Origin of the sequence: Pseudoalteromonas issachenkonii, from assembly GCF_002310795.1 — a bacterium.
GTDB classification, from domain to species: domain Bacteria; phylum Pseudomonadota; class Gammaproteobacteria; order Enterobacterales; family Alteromonadaceae; genus Pseudoalteromonas; species Pseudoalteromonas tetraodonis.
In genome coordinates, this window is sequence record NZ_CP011030.1 from 2,361,910 (window position 1) to 2,386,780 (window position 24,871).

Annotated in this window: 24 protein-coding genes and 1 tRNA gene; 11 read left to right on the forward strand and 14 right to left on the reverse strand. The window is 40.0% G+C overall.

Features of this window, described 5'->3' with window-relative positions:
• Window positions 1-62 precede the first annotated feature (62 nt).
• Window positions 63-737, reverse strand: coding sequence for a ribonuclease T (rnt, locus tag PISS_RS10925; RefSeq protein WP_013465481.1), 675 nt, complete (start codon window positions 735-737; stop codon window positions 63-65).
• 471 nt (window positions 738-1,208) lie between these two features.
• On the opposite strand from rnt, the gene PISS_RS10930 reads away from it, so the two are divergent.
• Both PISS_RS10930 and PISS_RS10935 read left to right on the forward strand, forming a co-directional pair.
• Window positions 1,209-2,087 (forward strand): flagellar protein MotY, encoded by an 879-nt coding sequence (locus tag PISS_RS10930; RefSeq protein WP_036953707.1) that lies wholly within the window; start codon window positions 1,209-1,211, stop codon window positions 2,085-2,087.
• A gap of 302 nt (window positions 2,088-2,389) precedes the next feature.
• Window positions 2,390-3,592, forward strand: a complete 1,203-nt coding sequence (locus tag PISS_RS10935; protein WP_083494660.1) for an aromatic amino acid transport family protein — start codon at window positions 2,390-2,392, stop codon at window positions 3,590-3,592.
• A gap of 77 nt (window positions 3,593-3,669) precedes the next feature.
• On the opposite strand, the gene ggt is transcribed toward PISS_RS10935, so the two are convergent.
• The gene (gene ggt / locus PISS_RS10940) at window positions 3,670-5,334 is read right to left on the reverse strand and encodes a gamma-glutamyltransferase (RefSeq protein ID WP_058155069.1); all 1,665 of its coding nucleotides are present in this window, start codon (window positions 5,332-5,334) and stop codon (window positions 3,670-3,672) included.
• 111 nt (window positions 5,335-5,445) lie between these two features.
• Window positions 5,446-5,991, reverse strand: a complete 546-nt coding sequence (locus PISS_RS10945; RefSeq protein ID WP_090494398.1) for a GNAT family N-acetyltransferase — start codon at window positions 5,989-5,991, stop codon at window positions 5,446-5,448.
• 49 nt (window positions 5,992-6,040) lie between these two features.
• Between PISS_RS10945 and PISS_RS10950 the strand changes: the two genes are divergently transcribed.
• Window positions 6,041-6,406 carry a hypothetical protein gene (locus PISS_RS10950; protein ID WP_013465487.1) on the forward strand — a complete coding sequence of 122 codons (366 nt, stop codon included), beginning with the start codon at window positions 6,041-6,043 and terminating at the stop codon, window positions 6,404-6,406.
• A gap of 72 nt (window positions 6,407-6,478) precedes the next feature.
• Here the strand turns inward: PISS_RS10950 and PISS_RS10955 are convergent, their stop codons facing one another.
• Complete coding sequence (locus PISS_RS10955; protein WP_013465488.1) at window positions 6,479-8,701, reverse strand: TonB-dependent receptor; 2,223 nt, start codon at window positions 8,699-8,701, stop codon at window positions 6,479-6,481.
• Between the two features lie 374 nt (window positions 8,702-9,075).
• Between PISS_RS10955 and PISS_RS10960 the strand changes: the two genes are divergently transcribed.
• The 3 genes from PISS_RS10960 (at window position 9,076) to PISS_RS10970 (ending at window position 11,479) form a co-directional block, all read left to right on the forward strand.
• Complete coding sequence (locus PISS_RS10960; protein WP_036953696.1) at window positions 9,076-9,672, forward strand: LuxR C-terminal-related transcriptional regulator; 597 nt, start codon at window positions 9,076-9,078, stop codon at window positions 9,670-9,672.
• A gap of 241 nt (window positions 9,673-9,913) precedes the next feature.
• Window positions 9,914-11,059, forward strand: a complete 1,146-nt coding sequence (locus tag PISS_RS10965; RefSeq protein WP_013465491.1) for a porin — start codon at window positions 9,914-9,916, stop codon at window positions 11,057-11,059.
• Window positions 11,060-11,071: 12 nt separating this feature from the next.
• Window positions 11,072-11,479, forward strand: a complete 408-nt coding sequence (locus PISS_RS10970; protein ID WP_013465492.1) for a type 2 periplasmic-binding domain-containing protein — start codon at window positions 11,072-11,074, stop codon at window positions 11,477-11,479.
• A gap of 106 nt (window positions 11,480-11,585) precedes the next feature.
• On the opposite strand, the gene PISS_RS10975 is transcribed toward PISS_RS10970, so the two are convergent.
• The 8 genes from PISS_RS10975 to rlmE all read right to left on the reverse strand — a co-directional run bounded on the left by PISS_RS10975 (window position 11,586) and on the right by rlmE (window position 19,732).
• Complete coding sequence (locus PISS_RS10975) at window positions 11,586-13,211, reverse strand: methyl-accepting chemotaxis protein (RefSeq protein ID WP_013465493.1); 1,626 nt, start codon at window positions 13,209-13,211, stop codon at window positions 11,586-11,588.
• Window positions 13,212-13,461: 250 nt separating this feature from the next.
• Window positions 13,462-13,546: transfer RNA gene (locus tag PISS_RS10980), tRNA-Leu, on the reverse strand.
• Between the two features lie 78 nt (window positions 13,547-13,624).
• Window positions 13,625-13,978 carry a preprotein translocase subunit SecG gene (gene secG / locus PISS_RS10985; protein WP_013465494.1) on the reverse strand — a complete coding sequence of 118 codons (354 nt, stop codon included), beginning with the start codon at window positions 13,976-13,978 and terminating at the stop codon, window positions 13,625-13,627.
• Between the two features lies 1 nt (window position 13,979).
• Window positions 13,980-14,729 (reverse strand): triose-phosphate isomerase, encoded by a 750-nt coding sequence (tpiA, locus tag PISS_RS10990; protein ID WP_013465495.1) that lies wholly within the window; start codon window positions 14,727-14,729, stop codon window positions 13,980-13,982.
• 72 nt (window positions 14,730-14,801) lie between these two features.
• A complete protein-coding gene (glmM, locus tag PISS_RS10995; protein ID WP_013465496.1) occupies window positions 14,802-16,151 on the reverse strand; it encodes a phosphoglucosamine mutase in 1,350 nt (449 codons plus the stop codon).
• Window positions 16,152-16,997, reverse strand: coding sequence for a dihydropteroate synthase (folP, locus tag PISS_RS11000; protein ID WP_058155071.1), 846 nt, complete (start codon window positions 16,995-16,997; stop codon window positions 16,152-16,154).
• Window positions 16,998-17,092: 95 nt separating this feature from the next.
• Window positions 17,093-19,036, reverse strand: a complete 1,944-nt coding sequence (gene ftsH / locus PISS_RS11005; RefSeq protein WP_033104106.1) for an ATP-dependent zinc metalloprotease FtsH — start codon at window positions 19,034-19,036, stop codon at window positions 17,093-17,095.
• A 66-nt stretch (window positions 19,037-19,102) separates the two neighbouring features.
• Complete coding sequence (rlmE, locus tag PISS_RS11010) at window positions 19,103-19,732, reverse strand: 23S rRNA (uridine(2552)-2'-O)-methyltransferase RlmE (protein ID WP_013465499.1); 630 nt, start codon at window positions 19,730-19,732, stop codon at window positions 19,103-19,105.
• An 88-nt stretch (window positions 19,733-19,820) separates the two neighbouring features.
• Here rlmE and yhbY point away from each other — a divergent pair, with 88 nt between their 5' ends.
• Window positions 19,821-20,117, forward strand: coding sequence for a ribosome assembly RNA-binding protein YhbY (gene yhbY / locus PISS_RS11015; protein WP_008112687.1), 297 nt, complete (start codon window positions 19,821-19,823; stop codon window positions 20,115-20,117).
• A gap of 58 nt (window positions 20,118-20,175) precedes the next feature.
• On the opposite strand, the gene PISS_RS11020 is transcribed toward yhbY, so the two are convergent.
• The gene (locus tag PISS_RS11020) at window positions 20,176-20,664 is read right to left on the reverse strand and encodes a SixA phosphatase family protein (protein WP_024602064.1); all 489 of its coding nucleotides are present in this window, start codon (window positions 20,662-20,664) and stop codon (window positions 20,176-20,178) included.
• Window positions 20,664-21,815 carry a serine hydrolase domain-containing protein gene (locus tag PISS_RS11025; RefSeq protein ID WP_013465501.1) on the reverse strand — a complete coding sequence of 384 codons (1,152 nt, stop codon included), beginning with the start codon at window positions 21,813-21,815 and terminating at the stop codon, window positions 20,664-20,666. Before PISS_RS11025 ends, PISS_RS11020 begins: the two co-directional genes overlap by 1 nt.
• Before the next feature lie 115 nt (window positions 21,816-21,930).
• Here PISS_RS11025 and PISS_RS11030 point away from each other — a divergent pair, with 115 nt between their 5' ends.
• The 4 genes from PISS_RS11030 to PISS_RS11045 all read left to right on the forward strand — a co-directional run bounded on the left by PISS_RS11030 (window position 21,931) and on the right by PISS_RS11045 (window position 24,828).
• Window positions 21,931-22,740 (forward strand): hypothetical protein, encoded by an 810-nt coding sequence (locus PISS_RS11030; RefSeq protein WP_013465502.1) that lies wholly within the window; start codon window positions 21,931-21,933, stop codon window positions 22,738-22,740.
• Window positions 22,741-22,832: 92 nt separating this feature from the next.
• Window positions 22,833-23,690, forward strand: a complete 858-nt coding sequence (locus PISS_RS11035; protein ID WP_058155072.1) for a MipA/OmpV family protein — start codon at window positions 22,833-22,835, stop codon at window positions 23,688-23,690.
• Window positions 23,680-24,066, forward strand: a complete 387-nt coding sequence (locus PISS_RS11040) for a DUF3019 domain-containing protein (protein WP_016899250.1) — start codon at window positions 23,680-23,682, stop codon at window positions 24,064-24,066. Before PISS_RS11035 ends, PISS_RS11040 begins: the two co-directional genes overlap by 11 nt.
• Before the next feature lie 57 nt (window positions 24,067-24,123).
• Window positions 24,124-24,828, forward strand: a complete 705-nt coding sequence (locus tag PISS_RS11045; protein WP_058155074.1) for a response regulator — start codon at window positions 24,124-24,126, stop codon at window positions 24,826-24,828.
• Window positions 24,829-24,871 lie beyond the last annotated feature (43 nt).

Below are 24,871 nucleotides of genomic sequence, written 5' to 3' on the forward strand. Positions count from 1 at the left end.
ACGCATATTAAGACTGGCTCAGCCCACACAGTGAACACTCATTAATATGAGCTGAGTTTATGCTAATCTTGGTTGCTTACTTCGTCTTCGTTTTGTTGTGTTTCATCTATAGCAAGTGGCCAACCACCTAGTTGCTGCCAACGATTGACAATTAAACAATATAATTCAGCGGTGCGTTCTGTATCGTATAACGCAGAGTGTGCTTGTTTGTTATCAAACTCTATTCCTGCCGCGCGGCACGCTTTAGCCAATACTGTTTGCCCTAATGCCAAGCCTGCAAGTGATGTGGTATCAAAACTAACAAACGGATGAAATGGTGTGCGCTTAATGTTATTACGCTCAATAGCCGCATTTAAAAAGCCATGATCAAAAGCAGCATTATGAGCAACCACCACAGAGCGCTGGCACCCTGCGGCTTTTTGCGCTTTGCGCACTACTTTACAAATTTCTTTAATCGCCTCTTCTTCAGGGACTGCCCCTCGCAGTGCTGAAAAAGGCTCAATACCATTAAACTCAATGGCGGCTTGTTCAATGTTTGCGCCCTCAAACGGTTGCACATGAAAATGAACAGTATGATCTATGCTAAGCAATCCCTCGTCATCCATTTTTAAAACGGATGCTGCAATTTCAAGTAGTGCGTCGGTTTCTTTGTTAAAACCGGCGGTTTCAACATCAATAACCACTGGAAAAAAGCCACGAAAGCGTTGTGCGAAAAGTGTTTGCTCAGTATTTGCCATAGTATTCTTGGTTTATAGGGATTAGCTGTCTATTATGTCAAAATTGGGCCCCTGTCGGCTAGGGGATTTATTGATTAATTGCAGTTAAACTATAGGCATGTTACTTGCTTAGTAATTAGGGTCTGTTGACCGTTGCGGATTAAAATTTGTTCAAGCTAGGGGCGGTTTAATCGCGGCGCGAGGTTTGTAACCTAGTGGGCTAAGTAAAAACCGAGCAACAAAGAGTAAATCGCCCCTAGGCAGAACCCTTCGGGCAGCGCCTGTTTGGCATTGATGCTTTGTTATCGCCTATTTATGGGGAATAACCACACCACATAGGCGCTGCCTTGCCTAAATACCAAACAGGCTGCTGCAAATTTAACCTTGAAAGGTCAACAGACCCTAGCGTTTGCGCTGAATTATTTGCTGTTGCGTAATATTTTACGGTTTTTGTCACTTTTTTGGCAGAGCTAGATAACTGGAGAATTCTCGATGAAGTGTAAGTTGTTATTTATTAGCCTAGGCATTAGTAGTGTGCTGTATAGTTTGAATACAACTGCGGCAATGCGCCAGTACACGGCTAACCAAGATAATTCAAACTGGAACTTGGTTAAAACAACTCGCTTGCAATGCCAATTAAATCATGAAGTTCCCTACTATGGTGAAGCTGTTTTTAAAGCATCAGCAAGTAAAAACAAAGATCTCACTTTTAATTTAGACATGGTGGTACGCCCAGAAAATTACGCGATTGCCGGTTTAAAAGCGGTACCACCTAGCTGGCGAGCAGGTCGCCCTGCCCGTGATATTGCTGATATGAAATTACTTAAAAAGTTTGATGGTGAACTAGGTAATAAAACAGCGTGGGAAATGCTAACTGAGCTTGAAAAAGGCAACCAACCTACCTTTTACTATCAAGATTGGCAAAATAGTGCCGACAAAATTGCCGTGGGAATGTCTAATATCAACTTTAAACAAGCTTATTGGGCGTTTTTACAATGCCGAGACGAATTGCTGCCATACAATTTTGAAGATATTTCGTTCACTATAATGAACTACGAATCGAATAGCAGTAAATTAACCAAATCATCGCAGCAGCGCCTTGATAAAATTGCTGAGTATTTAAAAAACGACCCGAGTATAGAATCAATTAGTATTGCATCGTACACCGATAGTTATGGCGGTCGTTGGAATAACCTCGATTTATCAAGAAAGCGTGCTAAGGAGATTAAAGATTACATGGTTGGCTTAGGCGTTGATGAAGCTAAAGTGGTTACTGAAGGCTTTGGTGAAAAACGCTTTGTAGATACTAATGACAATATTTTAGGCCGTGATAAAAACCGCCGCTTAGTGATTCAAATCGCTAAAATGTAAATTGTCGTATTCCTTTTCGACCGACGGTGTAATGGATAACGCTTTCGGTCAATACATACCATTTTTGTGATGCCTATTTTATACATAGCAAACAATCTCCCTTTTAATTATTAACATTTAGCTTTTTATTTTTTCATTTATATTAATAAGTTAAATTTCCTTTTTTTGATGATTTTGGCTTTTTTAATACAGTTGTAAATAGAAGATTACATTTTATTTTGTCTCTTTTATGACAAAACTATTTAAGTTTTACACAACTAGTTATATCTTGCGTGTCTCTCACGTTTGATCAGGATCATTAAGTGCTTAAAAATAAAACAATAGGTAGCATGTTAATTGTTGCAGGAACCACCATAGGTGCAGGTATGCTTGCCCTGCCTATCGCCTCTGCAGGGCTTGGATTTAATACCGCGATGGTATTAATTATCGGTTGTTGGTTACTTATGACCTACACCGCTTTACTTATGTTGGAACTACATCAATACGCCCCTCGCGACGCCACCTTAAATACCTTGGCTAAGCTTTGGCTAGGTAAGCGCGGTCAGTATGTGGCTAACTTTTCAATGATATTTTTATTTTATGCGTTATGCGCGGCCTACATAGCAGGTGGCGGAGCCCAGCTACAAGAACGTATAAACACTGGTTTTAACTTAAGTATTGCCCCACAGTTAGGCTCCGTTATTTTAGCGGTGGTGATTGCAGGTGTTGTCACTTTAGGCACCAGCAAGGTAGATAAGCTTAATAGAGTGCTGTTTAGTATAAAAATAGTGGTATTGGGTAGCTTATTTTATATGCTTACGCCTTATGTGCATGGCCAGCACTTACTTGAAATGCCGGTTGAGCAAGGGCTCATATTATCGGCCATTCCTGTGGTATTTACCTCTTTTGGTTTTCATGGCTCTATCCCTTCTATTGTTAAATATGTCGGACTTGACATAAAAACCTTGCGCAAAGTTATGATTGCAGGCGCCTCTTTACCGCTGGTTATTTATATTTTTTGGCAAGTATTAAGCCAAGGTATAATGAGCCAAGCCCAACTTCTCGAAAGTGAAGGCTTAAGCGGGTTTGTAGCCAGTGTGGCAAATATTGCTAACAACACGAGCGTTTCTACAGCCGTTAAGCTTTTTGCTGATTTAGCGCTGGCAACGTCATTTTTAGGAGTGAGCTTAGGGTTGTTTGACTTTTTTGCCGACACATTCAAAAAAGCAGATACGGGCGCAGATAGAATAAAAACCGCATTTATTACCTTTATTCCTCCTCTTGGGTTTGCCTTATTTTATCCGCAAGGGTTTATTATGGCATTAGGCTATGCCGCCATTGCATTGGTGATATTGGCTGTATTTTTGCCGGTGAGTATGGTGTACAAACAGCGTCAAGGCGTTGAAAAAAGCGGTTATAAAGTACGAAGCGGTAATATTGGTTTAGCCATAGCCGCTTTGTGTGGCATTTCAATTATTAGTGCGCAATGCCTGCAAATGGCAGGGCTAATACCTGCAATAGGTTAATACCCAATAATAAGTAATACTCTATTGGCAATCCCCCCAAACAAGAGTTTGGGGGGATTGCCATGCAAACGCTAACGTTAAAACACGATTGCTTTTCCTCTACCGCTTTGCTCTGACGCCGCATCTAATTTGCCATTATGATTAATAATCACATGCATATCACCAAAGTGGCGTTCGTCCACTGTGTAACCCATTTTTATCAGCTGTTGTTTTACTGATGGCTCCAAGCCGGCATGTGCTCTGATAACATTTTTTGGCCATAACTGATGATGAAAACGCGGGCTATTTACCACATCATCGGCGCTCATATTAAATTCAATCGCGTTGAGTATCGATTGATACACCGAGCTAATAATAGTAGTGCCACCTGGCGACCCTGTTACCATTTTCACCTGATTATTACTGAGTAAAATAGTGGGGGTCATAGAGCTGAGCATACGTTTATGCGGCTGAATTTCATTTGCTTTGCCGCCAATGGCACCAAATACATTCATAACCCCGGGTTTAGCGCTAAAGTCATCCATTTCATCGTTTAAAATAAAGCCTGCGCCTTCTACCACCACACCACTACCAAAGCCTAAATTAATGGTGGTGGTATTAGCTACAGCGTTACCCATGTTATCGACAATGGAAAAGTGAGTGGTTTGCTCGCTTTCTTTTAAACCGGGTTTAATGTTTTCGGTGGTTGAAATAGCCTTTAAATCTATACTGCTACTACGGTTTTTAAGATAATTTTCTGCAAGTAGTTTTGCTGTAGGTACTTGGTAAAAATCAGGATCGCCTAAGTACTCTGCTCTATCGGCAAATACTCGCTTACCTATTTCAGCCAATAAATGCACATACCCTACTGAATTATGTTGTTGTGCAGGCGTTGGTTTTTTAAGCTCATACATTTTCAGCCATTGCAATATAGCAATGCCGCCTGAACTTGGTGGCGGTGAAGTAAGCACTTGGTAGCCATTCCAGTTCGCTTTTATAGGAGTCCGCGATTTAGCACGATAACGTTTTAAGTCATCTTGGTTAATGATCCCGCCATGTTGGTGCATAAATTTTGCAATAATTGCGGCAGTTTCACCTTGATAAAAGCCATCTTGACCGTCATCGCGAATGCGTTTGAGTGTGGCAGCTAGCTCTGGTTGTTTAAAAAGCGCACCTGCCGTAGCTGTAGCAAAATAACTGGCAAAATTTACTTTAATGTTTTTATTATTTAGATGCGCTATATAGTCCTCAATCAGCTGAGCCAACTTTTCAGGCACAACAAAGCCCTGCTCTGCTAATGTTACCGCAGGTTGCACTAACGCTTTCCACGGTAACGTACCATGCTTTTTATGGGCTAACCACATTCCTGCGACACTGCCAGGCACGCCACTAGCGTGTATGCCGTAAATAGATTTATTTTCAATTACTTGCCCCTGCTCATCTAAATACATATCACGATGCGCGGCACTGGGCGCGGTTTCGCGGTAATCTATAAAATCACCTTTTCCATCTTTATGGATAAGCATAAACCCACCGCCACCAATATTACCCGCTTCGGGGAGCGTAACGGCTAATACAAACTGAGCAGCAATAGCTGCATCAACCGCGTTGCCGCCTTGCTCTAACACGGCTTTTGCAGCGTGGGCACTAAATGTGTCGGGCATCGCCACCGCACTTTGTTTAGCCGCTACATTAAAAAAGCCTACTTGTATTATTAAGACACTGCTAATAATTAGCTTGCGTGGTGAAAAAAGTGTTCCCATCCCATATCCTTAGGTTATTTTTATACATTGATGGCAAACATTAATGCACAGTAACAAACACTAGGTCAATATTTATACGCCACATTTAAAGAGCTTAGGATTGTTGTTAGATTATCCACATGACTTTGAATAAAGTACGGCTGTTAAATTTGAGCCATCCTCTGTATGAATATAATAATGTTTAAGCTGCATACCGAGTTTTTTCATAACATTAATTGAGCCAACATTTGAGGTCAGTGCTGTAGCGCTAATTGCCTTTACTTGGCGTTGTTTTTCAAGCTCTGAACAAATAGCGCCTGCCGCTTCGATAGCATACCCTTTGCCCCAACTCACTTGCTTAAACCGCCAGCCCACTTCAATATCACTAAAATCAGGCGTATCTGAAAAAAAGCCCATCGGCCGAACAAGCACCCATCCTATAAAGGTATTGCTTTCACGCAAGGTTACTTGCCATAACCCCCACCCTTGTTGCTCGTTACGATAAGCAAGCATTCTAGGAATACTGACTGTTTTTATCTCTTCAAGCGAAGTGGGTTTACCTTGTGTTAAATACTGCATAACGGCTGGGTCTTGATCGAGCTCGTATAATTGCGGCCAATCATGTTCGTCCATTAGTTTAAAACTTAATCGTGTTGTTACAGCTATGTTCATTTTCATTGTTGTATAGTTACCCCTGAAATATAATTTTCTCTAAAGGAGATAGTAAATGAAGAAATTAGCAGGTTTAGCTTTATTAGGCACTTTAATTACGTTAACTGGCTGTGAAGATGCCAACGAAGTAAAACAAGATGCAAAAGAAACAAGCGCTCAAGTGAAAGAAAAGCTTGATGAAACTTGGAATGAAGTAAAGGAAAAAACCAATGAGCTTAAAAATGATGAATCATTAAACGAGCTACTTGAAGAAAGTAAAGAAATGGGCTTAGACATGTACGACGACGGCAAAGAAGTAGCTGTTGATGCATGGATTAAAAGCAAAGAAGCGGCTGGCGAGCTGACTGAAAAAACCAAGCAAAAAGCACGTGAAATTGCCGCAGAAATTGAGCAGGCACGTAAAGAACATAAAGAAGGTTAATTATTTTTAACCATAAAAAAAAGGTAAGCTATGGCTTACCTTTTTTGTTTTACTTTTAAAGTAAAATATAAATTATAGTTCAAAGTCTTTTTTGAATTTTAAACCAAACTCACTACGATCATTACTGCGCATAACGCCAACAAAGCCAGTTTGCTGTAGACGTCCTACATCGTAAACTTCGTTTAATACGTTTTCGCCATATAACGTCACTTCCATATCACCGTATGGGTTAGTGTAAGAAATATTAAAGCCAACGAGCTCACGCGAATCAATCGTTTCACTCTTATTGAAAACTGATTGACCTTGCATTTCACTGCGGTATGAGTAATTTGCATTCAATGCAACTGTGCCACCATTACTTAAATCTACAAAGTAAGAAGGCGCAACCATCACTGTCCAACGCGGAGTCAATGCTGGTGAATCACCTTTACCAATACCTTGTACGCCCTCGGCGACTTCGGTAATCTCTGAGTCTAAATAACCTACCGCACTGCGAATAGTAAAGTCATCAGTTATTGCAATTGTGGTTTCAAGTTCAATACCTTGCGCTTTAGACTGACCTGCATTCTCAACGATAGTGACAAAGCCACCACCCGCAGTTGGATCTGAGAATGGTAGTGCTAAGTCAGTGTAGTCGGTAACAAACATCGCAAGCATCATAGACACATTTTCATGTACTTGGCCTTTTAAACCAATTTCGTAGTTAACTGCTTTGGTTTCATCAAACGATACAAACTGATCTGGACCACCAAATGGGCGCGGCGGGAAACCACCTGTTTGATAGCCTTTTTGTACTTGGCCGTACACATTCATATTATTGCTAAGCTGATATGAAGCATTAATATCCCATGTCACTGCATTAAAGTCTGCACTAATGTATTTACGCTCTGAAAAGCTTGGGAAAATCGCATTCGCGTCTTTTTTATCTTCTGAGTAACGAAGACCACCGCCAATTGTTAAATCATCCGTTAAATCGTAACTACCATTAATGTAAGCTGCGTATGAGTTTGTTTCTTGATTGATTTCAAAAAATCCAAAGCCACCAAATGACGGAGTAACTCCATCATTTAACAGACCATTTGGCGTGTTAAACGGGCTAAATACAAAATCTTCTGAGCGAGTAAAACCATCTTCATTAAAGAAGTATAGACCCGATACAAAGTCCATTTTATCAAACGTTGCGTTTAACTGAACTTCAAAAGAGTATTGATCTGCACCGCCTACTTCTGGGAACTCAGATAAGTTAAGTGGTGATGCATCATCATCTAAGCCACCTTCATACTCAGAGGTGCGGTAGCTTGAAATAAACTTAGTTGTATACGTGTTATTAATTGCCCAATCAGCGGTAAATGACGTACCCCAACCTGAATATGAGGTTGATTCAATACCGGCAACTGTTGTGCCTAAATCATCTGGATTCGATGGAATTAAGTCTTCAGTTAATAATGGGAAATCGCCATTGAATACATCATTTGAATCTAATGAATCTGTTAGTTCAATAGTATAAGGTGATTGACCTGATTCATTATCAACCCCATCTAATGAGAAAGTAAACGCTAAGTCGCTGGTGGCTTCGTATTTAAGCGCGATACGACCACTAAACTCTTGCTCTTCACCAATTTCTTTTTCAGGGTTAGCTAAATTTACCGCCGTACCTACACCGTCACGTTGTTTGTATGACGCACTGGCTGACATGCTTAAGTCATTGGTTAGTGCATTATTAAAGTAAATATCGCCAGCAATACGCCCACGGCTGCCCACTTTAGCAGTTGTCGTTAAAATACCTTCATCACCAGGCTGCTTAGTAATTACGTTTACTGCACCACCTAATGTATTACGGCCATAAAGCGTGCCTTGTGGTCCACGTAGAACTTCAACTCGCTCAACATTAGGAAGCGATAAGTTAGACCCCATTTGGCGACCTAGGTAAACGCCATCTAGGTAAACACCTACACCGGGATCGGTTGTTATAATGTGATCTTGTAAACCAATGCCGCGAATAAATACAGAAGCATGTGCCGCGTTACCAACACCATAACGAGTAATGTTTAAGTTAGGAACGTATTTGCCAATGTCTTCTAAGTTACCCATATTGGCTTTATCAATAAGGTTAGCGCCTATTGATGTAATTGCAGTTGGAGATTCGAACAGGCTCTCGGTACGTTTACGTGCTGTAACTTCAATTTTTTCAAACGCGTCTTGTTTGGCAGTGGTTTTAGCTTCTTGTGCATTTACGGAAGTTGTTAGGGCTGCAATAACCGCTAAACTTAACTGTGAGAGTGTGCGTAATTTCAAGGTTTTCTCCAAAGGGTATTAATTTAATTATGCATTATATGTTATGTAAACATAAACTGTAGGCATAAAAAAAGATGCTTAGATGCATCTTTCCTCTGGGAGTGTATTGTATTACATAAAAGTTACAAAATGTATATTTAACTTTAGTTTATACAAAAAAATTAATTTTCAGTTTTTAATCTGAACTAATTATCTCAATAATGACGCAACTTTGGTTTTAAATTAAGACTTTAACATTAGCCAGCAGCCATATTGTGCATAAATCGCACACATAATTTATTGTGAAAAATACATTAAAGCTACATGAGATTATGACAATATCCAAAGACCCTTTATATTTAAGTCTACAGTAAAACCATTTTTAGGTGAAAAGCATGACAAAAAAACAGACCTCACAATCAGCTAACATGCTTTTTAACAACAACCACTATAATCCATTATTTTTTACTACATTGAATAACGACATATTGTTGGTATGCTACTCAGCCCTAAATTCTCTTACTAATTACGAACTTTTAAACCAATTTATTCATACAAATAATTACCAAGGGCTCGTTATTTTTAATATCCCTAAAAATACCGATGCGGCTTCACTCAAAGAATGGCCAAATTTAAAAGGTCTTTTTTATCAAGATACTAGTGAAGAGTTGTTCAATAGAGGGTTAGATGCAATTAAACAAGGTGAATTGTGGTTTCCACGAACCATTAGTGACATTTGGATGCGCCAAATGCTCGATACAGAGCAAAAAAACGCTTTGCAAACAACTAACCTAACCGATAAAGAAATTAAAGTACTCAATCTACTCTTTAGCGGACTTCATTCCAGTGCTATTGCTGATAGTTTATTTATAAGTGAAGCGACGGTGAGAGTGCACTTACATAAAATTTATAAAAAAATAGCGGTCAAAAATAAACAGCAAGCAATTCGTTGGTGCCAAGATAACCTAAAAAATATAAATTCACGTTTATAACTAAAAAAATAATTACTACTTAATACGTACTGCAGTAAATATTATCTCATCATAAATAATTTAAAAAATTCAGCTAGTTACATTACCTTAAAATATAAAAGCCTTAATTTTCAATCACAGTCATGTGTTCCTGTTGCAAAAAGGTAGTGAAAAGTACTTAATTTATTAATTTTAATTAGAAAAAAGTTAATACTCGTCTTATACTGCAGCGGGATACACATGAAATTAAATAGGATACACAATGAAAAAACTATCTGTAGCAGTAGCAATTTGTTGCGCACTTGCCACAAGCAACGCGAGTGCTGAAGTTCGTATTAATGGGTTTGCTTCTATTGTCGGTGGTAAGTCGCTCGATAGTGATCAAACTTTATATGGATATGATGATGATATTTCATTCAAAAATGAAAGCGTATTTGCTCTTCAGCTAACTGCTGATTTGCAAGAGAAGCTATCCGCTACAGCCCAAATAGTGGCTCGCGGCGAAAATGATTTTGATGCCGATTTTGAATGGGCATACTTAACTTATGAGATATCTGACGAATTACAGATCAGTGCTGGTAAAATGCGTGCACCGTTTTATCGTTACTCTGACTTTTTAGATGTTGGCTATACCTACCGCTGGGTGCGCCCACCTCAGTCTGTATATAACTTACCTTTTTCAACCTATGAAGGCCTAAGCTTATTACATACAACTCAGCTTGGTGATTGGGACTCTACTCTACAGGTTATTTACGGCAGCTTCGACGATAATATTGCCGTAGTATCTGTAAATGGTGATACCGAGCTTAATGATATTGCAGGGTTAAACTGGACATTAAGTTACGATTGGTTCAGTGCTCGCGCTGCTTACTTTGTTGCCGAAACGAGTATTGAGATTGAAAATGATACGGCCGAAGGTATGGCCCTTAACGGCTTAGAACAAGCCCTTCGTAACTCAGGTTTTGTTGACCAAGCAAACAGTATTGCTATTGACGAAGACGATGGTGCATTTTTAGCGCTTGGCTTTTCAATTGATTACAACAATATCTTGTTTGACGCTGAATACACACAGTTTGAAGTAGATAACAGTGCGCTCGCTAAGCAAACTCAATATTACACATCCTTAGGCTACCGTATGGATGAATGGCTTGTTCATTTAACCTATGAAAATAACGATGATGAGCATGACAGTAATCGTTATAATGCAATCCCAACTGTGCCGCAATTAAATGCTGGCCTTAACCAAGTTTTGGAAGGCTCTAAAGCAAAAAGTAATGTGTACACTATTGGTGCTCGTTATGATTTCCACCCAATGGCTGCCTTAAAAGTAGACTTTAGCCGCTTAAAAGATGACATAACAAATACTGAAACCGACGTAGTGGCCGTTGGCGTTGATTTAGTATTTTAATTGGAGCGAACCATGAAAAAATTAATTTTAGCCAGCATGCTAACATTATGTAGCTCAGCAGTTTTTGCTGAAGTTGCAGTCATCATTAACCCTGCGAATGCTAATGCAGTAAGCCAAGACGATATTAAAAAAATATACCTTGGCAAGAGCAAATCGTTTGCCGATGGCACCAAAGTGAACCCTGTTAATCAAAATGGCACTGCAGTCGCTGATGAATTTAACGACAAACTTGTTGGTAAATCGGGTAGTCAATTAAATGCCTATTGGTCAAAGCTCGTATTTACCGGTAAAGGCACACCGCCGGGTAAACTTGATAATGACCAAGCTGTGATTGATTTTGTCGCTGCTAATGCAGATGCAATTGGCTATATCGATAGTGCCAAAGTAAGTGATAAAGTTAAAGTAGTGGGTAAGTATTAATCTGCTAAATTAAAATAAAAGCCCGCAATAAATACTTTATTGCGGGCTTTTTTATCCCTTAACGTTTTACAAAATCATAAAACGTTAAAGTAATGTGCTTTAGCAACTACTCAATTTTAAACTTAGCAGTTGCATCTAATAAGTTATCTGAAAGGTAATGTAAGTTTTTAGCCACATCTCTTACTGCTTTTAGTGAGCTCATAGTATCTTCAAATGAAACATGCATATTAGATACGTTGTCTACAACCATTGCAGCAACAGAGGTTTGCTCTTCTGTTGCAGCTGCAATTTGCGAGTTCATGCCATTAATTTCTAGTATTTGCTCTGCAATTTTTTCAATCGAAACACCGGTTTGCTCTGCTGCACTAGCATTATCGGTTGCCATATCTCTTGCAGAGGTCATCGCGCTTACAGATTCATTAGCTGCCACACTTAATGTACTTAACAATTCACGTATTTCATTAGTTGACTGCGCCGTACGAGAGGCAAGCTCACGGACTTCATCTGCAACCACGGCAAAGCCTCGGCCATGTTCACCCGCGCGTGCAGCTTCTATTGCGGCATTTAGGGCTAATAAGTTTGTTTGCTCAGCAATGGATGTAATTACATTTAATATTTGCGATACATTTTTAGTGTCATCAGCTAACTTATTAATGGTGCTGGCCGCTATATTAATTTCATCACTTAGCGTTCGCGACGCATTTACAGACATTTTTACTTGTATTCGGCTTTGATCTACTTCTTTTTCTGCGGTTTGCACGGCATTAGATGCGCTTGCAGCTGATTGTGAAATATCACCCACGCTTTGCTTCATTTCTTCCATCGACTGTTTAACAACATCTGCATCGGTGGTTTGTTTGGTGGTCGCTCTCTCCGCTCGCTCCATCCCTTGTACAAGACGGGTTGAATTTTCCATTAACGGTTCACATACCGCGATGACTTCTAAAACGGTTTCTCTAAGCAGGCTAATAAAAGCATTAAAGTTTATAGATACCTGTCCTATTTCATCCTCTGAGTTAACAGCAAGCTTGGTACTTAACGACCCTTTACCACTTGCCAAAAGGCTTAAATTATTAGCGGCATCACTGGCTGATGAACCGATATTACGCGCTATCCAAATAGCCATAAGTAATAACAGTGCTAATGAAACTACCGCAACAACCAGCATTAAGTTAAGTGCGTCATCTGAGCGTGCTTTTGTATTAGCAACAAGCTGGAAAAAGCGATCATCTGCTTTTTGCTGTGCGCTTTTAAAGCTGGTTAATACGGCTTCATATAGGCTTGTTTTAAGCTGAGCTTGTTGTTGAATTTTACTGAAATCTGCCGTGCCATTAACCATACCATTGGCAATAGTTGCAGATATTTTTTCGTAATTAGCTAGTCGTGTTTTTGTATCATTATCAATATAAGAGGTATTAATTGCCTCAATCGCACCAAGATTAGTAACCAACTGCGCATAGGTTTCACTCGCCTTTGTTACTAAGTCTTGCTCACCAAAGGTTACAGCCTGGGTGTATAATTCATCTAATTTTTCTAAAATACTTACGTTAGCCAAGGTTAATTTGGCTACTTTATAAGACGATTTCTCCATTTCATTGAGTGATATGCGATTTTCGTTCATGGCAAAGTAGTTAACCAAAACGATTACTAAGAATGCGATGATCGCTATAGATGTAATTGCATGTATTTTTTTAGTAATGCTGAGGTTTTTAAAAGAGAAACCTGAAGCCATATTCATTTACTCCGTTTAATTATCTATAGTTATTATCGGCTTAAGATGCATAAATGTTAACTTTATTTTTAACTTTAGACGCTTTTTATACATAAAGTTAAATATACCGTAATATTCTTTTGTAAACACTAACAATTGAAATATAGAGTGTTCTACTCAATGATCAACATTAATCCTAAAAGAGTTGTTTAATATTTTAAATTTTAGGCACAAAAAAACCAGTAACATTGCTGTTACTGGTTTTTGTATTTGGTGCGGATGGGGGGACTTGAACCCCCACGCCCGAAAGCACTACCCCCTCAAGGTAGCGTGTCTACCAATTCCACCACATCCGCATTTTTTAAGCTATTGCTTAGTGTTAAGTCCGCATGTTTATTTGAGGCAAATAAACAACTTAACGATTTATAACTAAATTAATTTGGTACGTCAGAGCTTTGCTCTTTAGTTGATGTGACTGGCACATCTTCTTCAACTGGAGTCACTGTTTCAACAGCTGGAGCCGCTTCTAGGTTTTCCCATTCGTCAGTCTTTTTAATTTGACCGGCAGTTAGGTTACCTAACACAATACTAAGCACAAAAAAGATTGTAGCTAATACCGTTGTCGTTTTCGTCATGAAATTCCCAGCCCCAGAAGAACCGAAAACTGTAGACGATGCGCCGGCACCAAATGATGACCCCATGTCCGCACCTTTACCTTGTTGGATCAAAACCATACCAACAAGCGCTAAAGCTACAATTAAATACACTACTAATAAAATTTCGTACATCTTATACGGTCCCTTTTGCACTATTGCAGATAGCAGTAAATGATTCTGCTTTTAAACTTGCGCCTCCAATTAGGCCGCCGTCTATATCTGTTTGCGCAAATAATAATTCGCTATTTTTTTCATTAACGCTACCACCATATAAGATGGTTAGCCCTTGTGCTAAATCGCTATCTAGTGCAGCAATTTTGTCACGGATAAATTTGTGAACACTTTGTGCCTGTTCAGGCGATGCAGTCTTACCTGTGCCTATAGCCCAAACGGGCTCATATGCTATCACAGATTCTTTTAGTGCTGCTACACCTAATTTATTAATTACTGCGTCAATCTGCGCAGCAACTACTTGTTCTGTTTGACCGCTTTCTTGCTCTGTTTCACTTTCGCCAACACATAAAATAGGCGTTAGACCTACTTGTTGCGCGCGAGCAAATTTTGCAGCAACGGTATCATTGCTTTCTTTGTATATGCTGCGTCGTTCAGAGTGACCAACCAGTACATATTTCGCACCTAGCTGCTTAATTAGCTCTGCATCTACTTCTCCAGTAAACGCACCTGGGGTATTTTCAGACACTGTTTGCGTGCCTGTTGTTACACCACTTGCAATCATTGCTGGGACTAGAGGAAACGGAGGAAATAAAACAATGTTTACTTCAGAAGATTTAACATCGTTAATAGCATCAGACAGTTGTTGAACGAGTTCTAATGAACCATTCATTTTCCAGTTGCCTGCGACCATCGCTTTGCGTGCTGCCATTTTTCCACTCCACATTAGAAAGCGGGCGAGATATTAACTCGACTCGCCCAAAGTTACAAGAGGTTATTGTTATCAATCAGTTTGTTTGCTCATAGATTCAACAACCGCTGCTATTTTCTGTGCACTATCTATTACTATTTTTTCTTGCTCAGCTTCAACCATTACTCGTACTACAGGCTCAGTGCCTGATTTACGCAGTAATACGCGCCCTTTATCTGCTAAGCTTTGCTCTACTTCAGCAACTGCAGCGAGCACTTCGGGTGCTTGGGTCGGATCAGTACCGGCAGTGTAACGTACGTTAATCATTTTCATTGGGTACTTAGTAAAACCGGCTCCTAAGTCTTGAAGTGTACGATTTTGTGCTACCATAGCAGCAAGCACTTGTAAGCTTGAGATGATGCCATCACCCGTGCTGATTAAATCTAGATTCAACACATGCCCTGAGCTTTCACCGCCAATTTTCCAGCCTTTTTGCTGCAGCAGTTCCATCACATAACGATCACCGACTTTACTGCGAGCAAAAGCAATGTTTTTTGCTTTTAACGCATTTTCAAGTCCCATATTCGACATAACCGTGCCAACAACACCACCGCCTAAATTGTCATCTTGTGCAGCTTGGCAAGCAATAATATAAACCAAATCATCACCGTCGAATACGCGGCCATTATGATCAACCATCATCACACGGTCGCCGTCGCCATCATAGGCGATACCAACATCCGCTTTATGCTCTAGTACTTTACGCTTTAATGTATCAACATGGGTTGCGCCACATTCATGGTTAATGTTTACGCCATTTGGCTCACATGCATGAGTGATCACCTCTGCACCAAGCTCTCGCATTACAGAAGGAGCAATATGGTATGTAGCACCATTAGCACAATCTAAAACAATTTTAATTCCTTCCAGGGACAATCCTTGTGGAAACTGGCTTTTACAAAATTCAATATAACGGCCATCAGCGCTAGATAAACGTGTTGCTTTACCTAACTTGTCAGAAGCAACACAGGTCATAGGCTCGTCAAGCATCGCTTCAATTTGTAGCTCTACCTCATCATCTAACTTTAAACCTTGGCCATTGAAAAACTTAATGCCGTTATCATAATAAGGATTATGTGATGCGCTGATCACTATCCCCGCTTCAGCGCGAAACGTTTGCGCTAAATAAGCAACTGCAGGCGTTGGCATCGGCCCTAAAAGAATAACATCAATACCTGCTGCAATTAATCCAGCCTCTAGGGCAGTCTCAAGCATGTAACCTGAAATACGAGTGTCTTTACCTATAATGACTTTTTTAGTGCCATGAAGTGAGAGTACACGCCCTGCGGCCCAACCCAATTTCATCGCAAACTCTGGGTTAATAGGACCTTGACCTACTAAACCACGCACACCGTCCGTGCCAAAATATTTTCTTTCTTTCATTTAAAGTACTCCTTGTTTGCAGGCTTGATATACGCCAAGCACATCTGCGGTTTCTTTTACATCATGCACACGAATAATGTGTGCACCGTTTTGTGCGGCGATCAGTGCTCCAGCTAAACTGCCTGCCAATCTATCGTCTGTGTCTCTATTTAATAAATTACCAATCATTGACTTACGCGATAATCCCGCGAGCAAAGGAAGTCCCAATTTTGCATAATCGTTAAATTGAGCCAATATTTGATAATTATGCTTTAGTGTTTTTCCAAAACCAAAACCAGGATCTAAAATTAACTGGCTTTGATTAATGCCAGCAGCTTCGCATGCGGCTATTCGCTGGCTAAAAAAATCGTTTATCTCACCTGCTAGGTCATTATAGTGAGGAGCGTGTTGCATACTACGAGGTTGCCCTTGCATATGCATTAAGCACACTGCTACCTCAGGAAACTGTGCAACCACATCGATTGCGCCGGGCTCTTGCAATGCCCGTACATCGTTGACAATATCAGCACCGGCTTCAATCGCTTGGCGCATCACCTCAGCTTTACTGGTATCGATTGAAATAACGCAGTCACTTTGCTCACGAATAGCTTTAATAATAGGAATAACACGCTTTAGCTCATCTTCAAGGCTAACATCAGGTGCGCCTGGGCGTGTTGACTCACCACCGATATCTAAAATGGTCGCACCATCATCAAGTAATTGCATCGCATGACTCAGCGCGGCAGTTGTATTTAAGAACTGACCGCCATCAGAAAATGAATCAGGGGTAACATTCACGATCCCCATAATCACAGGCTCTGCAAAATCAAGCGTTCGGCCACGCGCAAGGTTAATTTTATTATTCATCGCTAACCTTAATATGTGATAATTTTAGTTATTTACATCGAACTGATACAAAAAAGCCCCGAACTTCGGGGCTTTTGGATATGTTATTTTAACGATTATTCAGCTTTATCATCAAGGTTTGTTTCATCTTTTTTAGATTCATCAGCTGGTTTTTGTACTTCATCAACTGGTTTGTCTTTAGAAACATCTTCTTTTTCTGGTTTAGCTTCATGACGGTCATGCGCATCACGTGGTTCACGTACAGGCTGACGAGCCATTAAATCATCAATTTGCTTCGCATCAATGGTTTCATACTTCATTAATGCATCTTTCATTGCATGCAGAATATCAATGTTTTCTTTCAATATTGATTCTGCACGTTGATAGTTGCGGTCTGAGAATAAACGTACTTCTGCATCAATTACTTTCGCCGTCTCATCAGACATGCTCATAGAGCGACCACCGCCGCCACCCATGTACATCTCACTTTGATCTTCAGCATAAAGTAATGGACCTAATTTTTCGCTTAAGCCCCACTGAGTCACCATCTTGCGCGCGATATCAGTGGCACGTTCAATGTCGTTGCTTGCACCCGTGGTTACTTTGTCTTCACCATAAATGATTGCCTCAGCAATACGACCACCGTAAAGGCTTGAAATCATTGATTCTAAAAGCTCTTTAGAGTGACTAACACGATCTTGTTCTGGTAAATACATAGTCACACCTAGCGCTCGGCCACGTGGGATAATAGATACTTTATAAACCGGGTCGTGCTCTGGCACCATACGACCTACAATTGCGTGGCCAGCTTCATGGTAAGCCGTCATTTCTTTCTCTTGCTCACTCATAACCATGGTCTTGCGCTCAGCGCCCATCATAATTTTATCTTTCGCAGCGTCGAATTCAGCCATACTAACAACACGTTTATTGCCACGTGCAGCATACAAAGCAGCTTCATTTACAAGGTTAGCGAGATCAGCACCCGAGAATCCTGGTGTACCACGTGCAATCACGGCCGCTTCAACGTTATCGCCTAATGGCACTTTACGCATATGTACTTTGAGAATTTGTTCACGACCACGAATATCAGGTAAACCGACCACTACTTGACGGTCAAAACGACCAGGACGAAGCAACGCAGGGTCTAGTACGTCAGGGCGGTTTGTCGCAGCAATAACGATAATACCTTCATTACCTTCAAAGCCATCCATTTCAACAAGCATTTGGTTTAGAGTTTGCTCACGTTCATCATGGCCGCCCCCCATACCAGCGCCACGTTTACGCCCTACCGCATCAATTTCATCGATAAAGATAATACAAGGAGCTGCTTTTTTAGCTTGTTCGAACATGTCACGTACACGTGATGCACCTACACCTACAAACATTTCAACAAAGTCAGAACCCGAAATAGTAAAGAACGGTACTTTTGCTTCACCAGCAACAGCCTTAGCAAGTAATGTTTTACCTGTACCTGGAGGACCGACCATAAGTACGCCTTTAGGAATACTACCGCCTAATTTTTGAAACTTAGAAGGGTCACGTAAAAAGTCCACCAGCTCGGTTACATCGTCTTTGGCTTCATCACAACCAGCTACATCAGCAAAGGTCGTTTTGACTTGATCTTCACTCATTAAGCGGGCTTTACTTTTACCAAATGACATGGCGCCTTTTCCACCGCCACCTTGCATCTGACGCATGAAGAAAATCCACACACCAATAAGCAGGATCATAGGGAACCAAGAAATAAAAATGCTTGCTAAAAACGATTGTTCTTCAGGTTTAACACCTTTAACGTTCACATCGCTTTTTAACAAATCATTTAAAATGTCTTTGTCATAAATAGGCATAATGGTTTGAAAACGCTCGCCACTATTTTTTATGCCAGTAATTGTGCCACTACCACTTTCAATGGACACTTCTTGTATAGAGCCGCTACGGGCGTCTTTTACAAATTGACTGTAACTTGTTTGACGATCAACTTGATCGCCGCCATTAAAGCTCTGAAATACTGACATAAGCACTACTGCAATAACCAGCCAGAGTATTAGATTTTTCGCCATATCGCTCAAGGGGTTAACCTCTTGTATCCAATTAATTTAAATTCAACTAAACGCCAAGCAACTGTACTACAGTTTGTATCCAGTCGCTACTATATATACTTCCCGAGAACGGGGACGCGAGGCATCCGGTTTACGTATCTTCACTGCTTTAAAACTATTACGTACATCTTGCAAATATTGATCAAAGCCTTCACCTTGGAATACTTTAACAATAAACGCGCCATTTTTCTTTAAAACTTGGTTGCACATATCAAGTGCAAGCTCAACCAAGTACATGCTGCCTGCCTGATCAACCGAGTTATTGCCACTCATGTTAGGTGCCATATCAGACAATACCACATCTACATTTTTACCATCAATGCGTTTTAACAATGCATCAAGTACCGCTTCTTCACGAAAATCGCCTTGTAAAAAGTCAACGCCCGCTAAAGAGTCCATAGGTAAAATATCACACGCAACCACTTGGCCTTTGTCACCCACTTTTTCAGCTAAGTATTGTGACCAACTCCCTGGGGCTGCGCCTAAATCAACAACGGTCATCGCTGGGCGCAATAACTTATCTTTGTTTTGGATTTCGTCTAATTTGAAAACAGCTCGAGAGCGCCAGCCTTTTTTTTGCGCTTCTTGAACATATTTATCATCAAAATGTTCTTTAAGCCAACGTTGTGAACTGGCTGACTGTTTTTTATTTGTCATAAATTAACACGCAACTAATTAGTAATATTCTCTAGATGGCGTTAGAATACCCTTAATTCAAGCCATATTCAGCAAAATTTGTAATATCATGACATTATCAAACAAACAAAAGCAGTTTTTAAAAGGTCAGGCGCATAGCCTTAAGCCTGTAGTTTTACTAGGTTCTAACGGTTTAACCGAAGGCGTAGTAGTTGAAATCCAAAGCGCACTAGAAATTCACGAATTAATTAAAGTGAAGGTGCCAACAGACGATCGTGAAACCAAAAAGCTTATTTTTGATGCTATTGTTCGCGAAACAGGGGCTACTAAATTACAGACTATCGGTCATACGATTGTGCTTTATCGTCAAAGCCCTGAGAAAAAAATTCAATTACCTCGTGGCTAATAAGGCCATTTAAAGGTAAAACAAAAAAACCAGCCATTGCTGGTTTTTTTATGCCTGCTTAAAAACCCATTGTCAGCGTTTTAACTTCATAACTATTATTTTCTAGTTTACTCACTAAATAATAATGCCCGTACTGACTCTCATCCATACTTTCAATAGCTTGGTTACTCAATAATGAAGCCAACTGCGGTGTGGTATTACTATGCCCTATTACTACCACAACGCCATTTTGTGCTAATAATTGTTTTTTCAATGTCATTAGATCAGCAGCATCATAGGTAATAACTTTAATATTATAATACGCGGCTAATGGCGCTGCCGTGTTTAGGGTACGGTTATAGTTACTGCTGAATAACGTTATGTTTGGATAGGTGTTAACTAACGAAACCAAGTGCTCTGCACGCGCTTGGCCTTGGGCAGTTAGAAATGGATTTTCCCCTGTTTGTTTTTCGCTATGTCGAAACAAGTAAACCTGTTCAGGGGCAGAAAAGGCGGGTTGGCAAATAAGTAATAATGCTATTAACAATGTTTTTATGTGGGCGTTCATTATTGCTTCTCTCGTTTATATGCTAATAGGCGATTTATAAACTCAGTAGTAAGCTCATTAATGAGTCCAGTTTCTGCATTTAAAATCAAACTAAAGCCTACATTTAAGTGCGGAAAAACCACTAAGTCACTGCGGTAGCCTTGCACCCAACCACTGTGGTAATAAAGCGTTTCATCATCATAATCATACACACGCCAGCCTAGCCCATAGTAGGCTTCGTTCATGTGCTCTCGCCATACTCGTCTGTAGCGTTCTTTTTTAGTATGTGTATAAGGACGCGTTTGCGTGGCCAATGCATCTAAGGATAATACCGATGGATATTGCCCTAATTGCGCATTTAACCAAATAGCCATATCTGACGCACTGGCGTTTACCCCAGCCGCCGGAGCGACTTTATAATAATTCTTTTTCAAACGGGCACTGTACCAACGCTTTTTCCCACGCACATGAGGATGTGCGTAGTTACTATCTTGCACCATGGCATCGTAGCCTAAGCTTGCATCGTTCATTTTTAGAGGGATAAAAAATGCGTCATTGAGCCACTGAGTATAAGTTTTGTTGGTGCTTTTTAAAATCACGTCATCAATTAAACTAAACATGACATTTTGATAGCCATAACAGTCACCGGGTTCGCATATGGGTTTTACACTTAATAGCTTTTCTACAATATCGCTATACCCCATTCGCGATTCGATTAAATTATCGTATGCATTCGGTACTAGCCCACTAGAATGGCTTAAAATATGAAAAACCTTTAAATCATCTTTGTAGTCGGTTTGTTTAAATTCAGGAATGTAATGACTAACAGGAAAATACAAATTAAGTTGTTCTTCATTTGCAAGTTTTGCCGCTAACGACCCTGCAAACGTTTTAGATACTGAGGCCAAACGAAACCGAGTGTGTGGATTAATTTTTTGCCCACTGCGCACTTTGGTATGCCCCATAGTATGTATATAGTCACGCGCTTGTGCGTTGACGATGGAAAGCGCTCCGCCCGGAATCTTTTTTACTTTTAGTTTTTTTTCTACGTAGCGTCCATAATTTTTAACAAAAGCTTCCCAGTCAGGATCTGTGCTTGCGCTTGCCTGTAAATGCGTCCCTAAAATACATAAAGCAAAAAAATAAAAGGGTAAGGAGTTAAAATACTTCATTCTTAGCTAATTTTTCTTTTTTAGTCATAATCAGCCTCTATAATATCATGAACTTTTGCTCGGACTAACGTACAATATGTTCGATTAATGGCTTTTGAGTGGATGTAAAATATTTATGCGTTTTTTAGTTGTATCACTTTTTATTGTATTAGCTTCAGGTTGTGCCGTAGTTAAGCAGCCTGCAGAACCTTTAGCAATGCCTGCAAAACCTTTGCTTAAGAGTCAAACTTACCAACTTAAATATGAAACCGAGCATGCTTCACCGAAAGTAAAATCGGTGCAATTACCTGCACATAACATTAAAAAAAATCAGACTGTCAGAGTGATCGTAGACCGTGCAAGTGTCACTGACACATTAGTATCTCAAATTAGCCAAGCACTTAACGATAAACAACTAAAAGTTACCACAACCGATAACAGTGATTACACGTTAGCTATTCATCAAGTTGACCTTGAGTTTATAGATGATGCAAAGTACATCCTAGCGCAGCCAGAAAAACCTTATTCATTGTTTTCAAAAGTAGCACAGCAATTCCCTTCTCAACAATGCGCAAATATACTGGCACAAGTTAGTATGCGCCTTACACACAAAGCATCGGGAGATGTAGTGTGGTTTGCCAAATCATCAATAGATAGTGCTAGCTTTCACCGTGAGCCCCTAATCTATAGCTTTACTGAAGAAAAAAAGATCACTAACGAGTTAGAAGTTGTTGCGTTTATTCATAAACATAATACCGAACAGGCTCGGCTTAAGCGTGCTGAACTTAAAAATGAAGTAACGGCCCCTGCTTATAAAACCATTACTAAACTGAGTCGTTTAACTAAATTAAATGGGCCATGTACACGTACTGAGATCAGCGCATTAACTCCCATGATGCAATTTTATTTAAGCAGTATACTTATCGATAAAATTAAGGTTCAGTAGTTGCAGGACGACCGCTACATTTTTTTACAGATTTAGCCAAGAGTTTGACAATATACTACCCTTTTAAGCAAACTCTAATTTAGGTTCCAAGGATGAAGCATTTCCCACAAAGACATTTTTTCCGTTGTGCAGCCTTATTGTTTGCGCTCATTTTTAGTGGCCAGAGCACAGCAAGCAATCGTTACTATGCCGATAACACATTGGAACCCACTACAGGGTTTGCCTGGGACTGGAGTGCAGGAGCTGGTTATTACATAGAAGATTCTTATTTGGTGGGCATGAATTCTTATGATGTTGGCGCCGAGTTAGATTTAAGCCTTGCGGTTTCTTACGATAATTTTTACCTTGATTTTGATCATAATCAACTCAGCGGTGGACTTGTTTTAGGCTATAGCTTAATTAACAAATACGATTGGGGCCTTGATTTATTAGGCACTAATTCGCAAGCCGGGTTTGACGAACAAGGCTTAGGTATTTATAACGATGGCATTATTGAGCCACTGCGCGGTATCAAAAAACGTAACTATGATTTTGATACCGGCCTTCGATTAACACGTCGATTTGAAAACTCACAAATTTCCCTTGAATACTTACATGATATATCTGGTGCTCATAATGGCTGGGTGGCAAACGTATTTTTTAGTCATATTCAGCCTTGGCGTAATTGGGAGTTTCGCTCTGGTATTGGCCTAAGTGCCTACTCTGAAGATTTTACAAACTATTATTTTGGTATTGATAGCGATGAAGCAAACGCAACTCGCCCTATTTATCAAACCAATGCCAGTACCAGTATTATGTTTGAATTTCATGCTGAATATCCCATTAACCAAGATTGGGTCTTTTTAGCAGGCTGGTTAACGACGTGGTTTTCAAAAGAAATTGATGACAGCCCAATTATTTCCCAAGGATATCAACACAAAGCCAAGGTAGGCGTGCGTTATGTACTTTAGATTTTTTTACTGTTTATTGTTTAGTTATTCAGGCTCTTTGCTGGCAGCCCCAGTGCAAATACCCGCTCAATTGAGTGCAGTACCTGATACCTGTGTGGCCTTACGTGAAGGACGTCACTGTTACGCCGATGTTGTTTTGTCATGGCAGCAAGTAGAAGTGGGGAATTATTGTCTACGCGATGCCACCTCAAAGTACATTATGCAGTGCTGGCTTAAACAGCGACAAGGTTCGTTTAATTATGCCTTTGACTCAACGCAAAGTATTTCGTTTGAACTATTTGACAGTAATACATCACAAGTCATTGCCGTCACAGAAGTAAAATTACAATGGGTGTATCAAAATAGGCAAAAAAAGCGGCGTTGGCGGTTATTTTAGTCACACACTATAAACATTATGATAGCTAAACATCATTTAGGTATGCGAAGAAAGCTTATGGATAATTACGGTACTATTTTACTGGTTGAAGATGATATTTCTCTTGCACAATGGGTCACTGAGTATTTAACAGAGCAAGGCTATGTTGTACACGTATGTCATCGAGGTGATGAGGTAATAAGCCAAGTAAAACGTTTAAGCCCACAACTTATTTTACTCGACATTATGCTGCCAGGGCTTGATGGTATTAGTGTATGTCGTGAGCTACGTAGCTTTTATCATGCCCCAATTATAATGCTTACTGCCCGCGATGAAGAAATGGATGAAGTCATTGGGCTAGAAGTCGGTGCTACCGATTATATAATAAAACCAGTACGCCCTCGCGCATTGCTTGCACGCATTAAATCTGCCTTGCGCTACAGTAGCGACACGCCTAAAACCGATGATCAAGCAAATATGATCAATATCGGTCAATTAAGTATTAATACCGAGTCACGCAACGTTACCCTTAACCAACAGGATGTGAACATTTCAAGCGCAGAGTATTTATTACTGCATTACTTAGCCAGTAATGCTGGACAAGTTGTTTCCCGCGATGCGGTGTTTAAAGCAACCAAAGGCAGGGAATATGATGGCTTAGATAGAAGCGTTGATGTGCTTATTTCTGCCTTGCGTAAAAAGTTTAATGATGACCCACAAAAACCAGAAAAAATTAAAACCATTTGGGGACGTGGTTATTTGTTTGTGACTACAGCGTGGTAAGTTTTAATGCCTGAGTGCTTAAAATAATTAGCGCGATAGTAAT

Coding starts and splice junctions, on each gene's coding strand:
- rnt (WP_013465481.1), bottom strand. CDS start 737: ATGGCAAATACTGAGCAAACACTTTTCGCACAACGCTTTCGTGGCTTT.
- PISS_RS10930 (WP_036953707.1), top strand. CDS start 1,209: ATGAAGTGTAAGTTGTTATTTATTAGCCTAGGCATTAGTAGTGTGCTG.
- ggt (WP_058155069.1), bottom strand. CDS start 5,334: ATGGGAACACTTTTTTCACCACGCAAGCTAATTATTAGCAGTGTCTTA.
- PISS_RS10945 (WP_090494398.1), bottom strand. CDS start 5,991: ATGAAAATGAACATAGCTGTAACAACACGATTAAGTTTTAAACTAATG.
- PISS_RS10950 (WP_013465487.1), top strand. CDS start 6,041: ATGAAGAAATTAGCAGGTTTAGCTTTATTAGGCACTTTAATTACGTTA.
- PISS_RS10960 (WP_036953696.1), top strand. CDS start 9,076: ATGACAAAAAAACAGACCTCACAATCAGCTAACATGCTTTTTAACAAC.
- PISS_RS10965 (WP_013465491.1), top strand. CDS start 9,914: ATGAAAAAACTATCTGTAGCAGTAGCAATTTGTTGCGCACTTGCCACA.
- PISS_RS10970 (WP_013465492.1), top strand. CDS start 11,072: ATGAAAAAATTAATTTTAGCCAGCATGCTAACATTATGTAGCTCAGCA.
- PISS_RS10975 (WP_013465493.1), bottom strand. CDS start 13,211: ATGGCTTCAGGTTTCTCTTTTAAAAACCTCAGCATTACTAAAAAAATA.
- secG (WP_013465494.1), bottom strand. CDS start 13,978: ATGTACGAAATTTTATTAGTAGTGTATTTAATTGTAGCTTTAGCGCTT.
- tpiA (WP_013465495.1), bottom strand. CDS start 14,729: ATGGCAGCACGCAAAGCGATGGTCGCAGGCAACTGGAAAATGAATGGT.
- glmM (WP_013465496.1), bottom strand. CDS start 16,151: ATGAAAGAAAGAAAATATTTTGGCACGGACGGTGTGCGTGGTTTAGTA.
- folP (WP_058155071.1), bottom strand. CDS start 16,997: ATGAATAATAAAATTAACCTTGCGCGTGGCCGAACGCTTGATTTTGCA.
- ftsH (WP_033104106.1), bottom strand. CDS start 19,036: ATGGCGAAAAATCTAATACTCTGGCTGGTTATTGCAGTAGTGCTTATG.
- rlmE (WP_013465499.1), bottom strand. CDS start 19,732: ATGACAAATAAAAAACAGTCAGCCAGTTCACAACGTTGGCTTAAAGAA.
- yhbY (WP_008112687.1), top strand. CDS start 19,821: ATGACATTATCAAACAAACAAAAGCAGTTTTTAAAAGGTCAGGCGCAT.
- PISS_RS11020 (WP_024602064.1), bottom strand. CDS start 20,664: ATGAACGCCCACATAAAAACATTGTTAATAGCATTATTACTTATTTGC.
- PISS_RS11025 (WP_013465501.1), bottom strand. CDS start 21,815: ATGAAGTATTTTAACTCCTTACCCTTTTATTTTTTTGCTTTATGTATT.
- PISS_RS11030 (WP_013465502.1), top strand. CDS start 21,931: ATGCGTTTTTTAGTTGTATCACTTTTTATTGTATTAGCTTCAGGTTGT.
- PISS_RS11035 (WP_058155072.1), top strand. CDS start 22,833: ATGAAGCATTTCCCACAAAGACATTTTTTCCGTTGTGCAGCCTTATTG.
- PISS_RS11040 (WP_016899250.1), top strand. CDS start 23,680: ATGTACTTTAGATTTTTTTACTGTTTATTGTTTAGTTATTCAGGCTCT.
- PISS_RS11045 (WP_058155074.1), top strand. CDS start 24,124: ATGGATAATTACGGTACTATTTTACTGGTTGAAGATGATATTTCTCTT.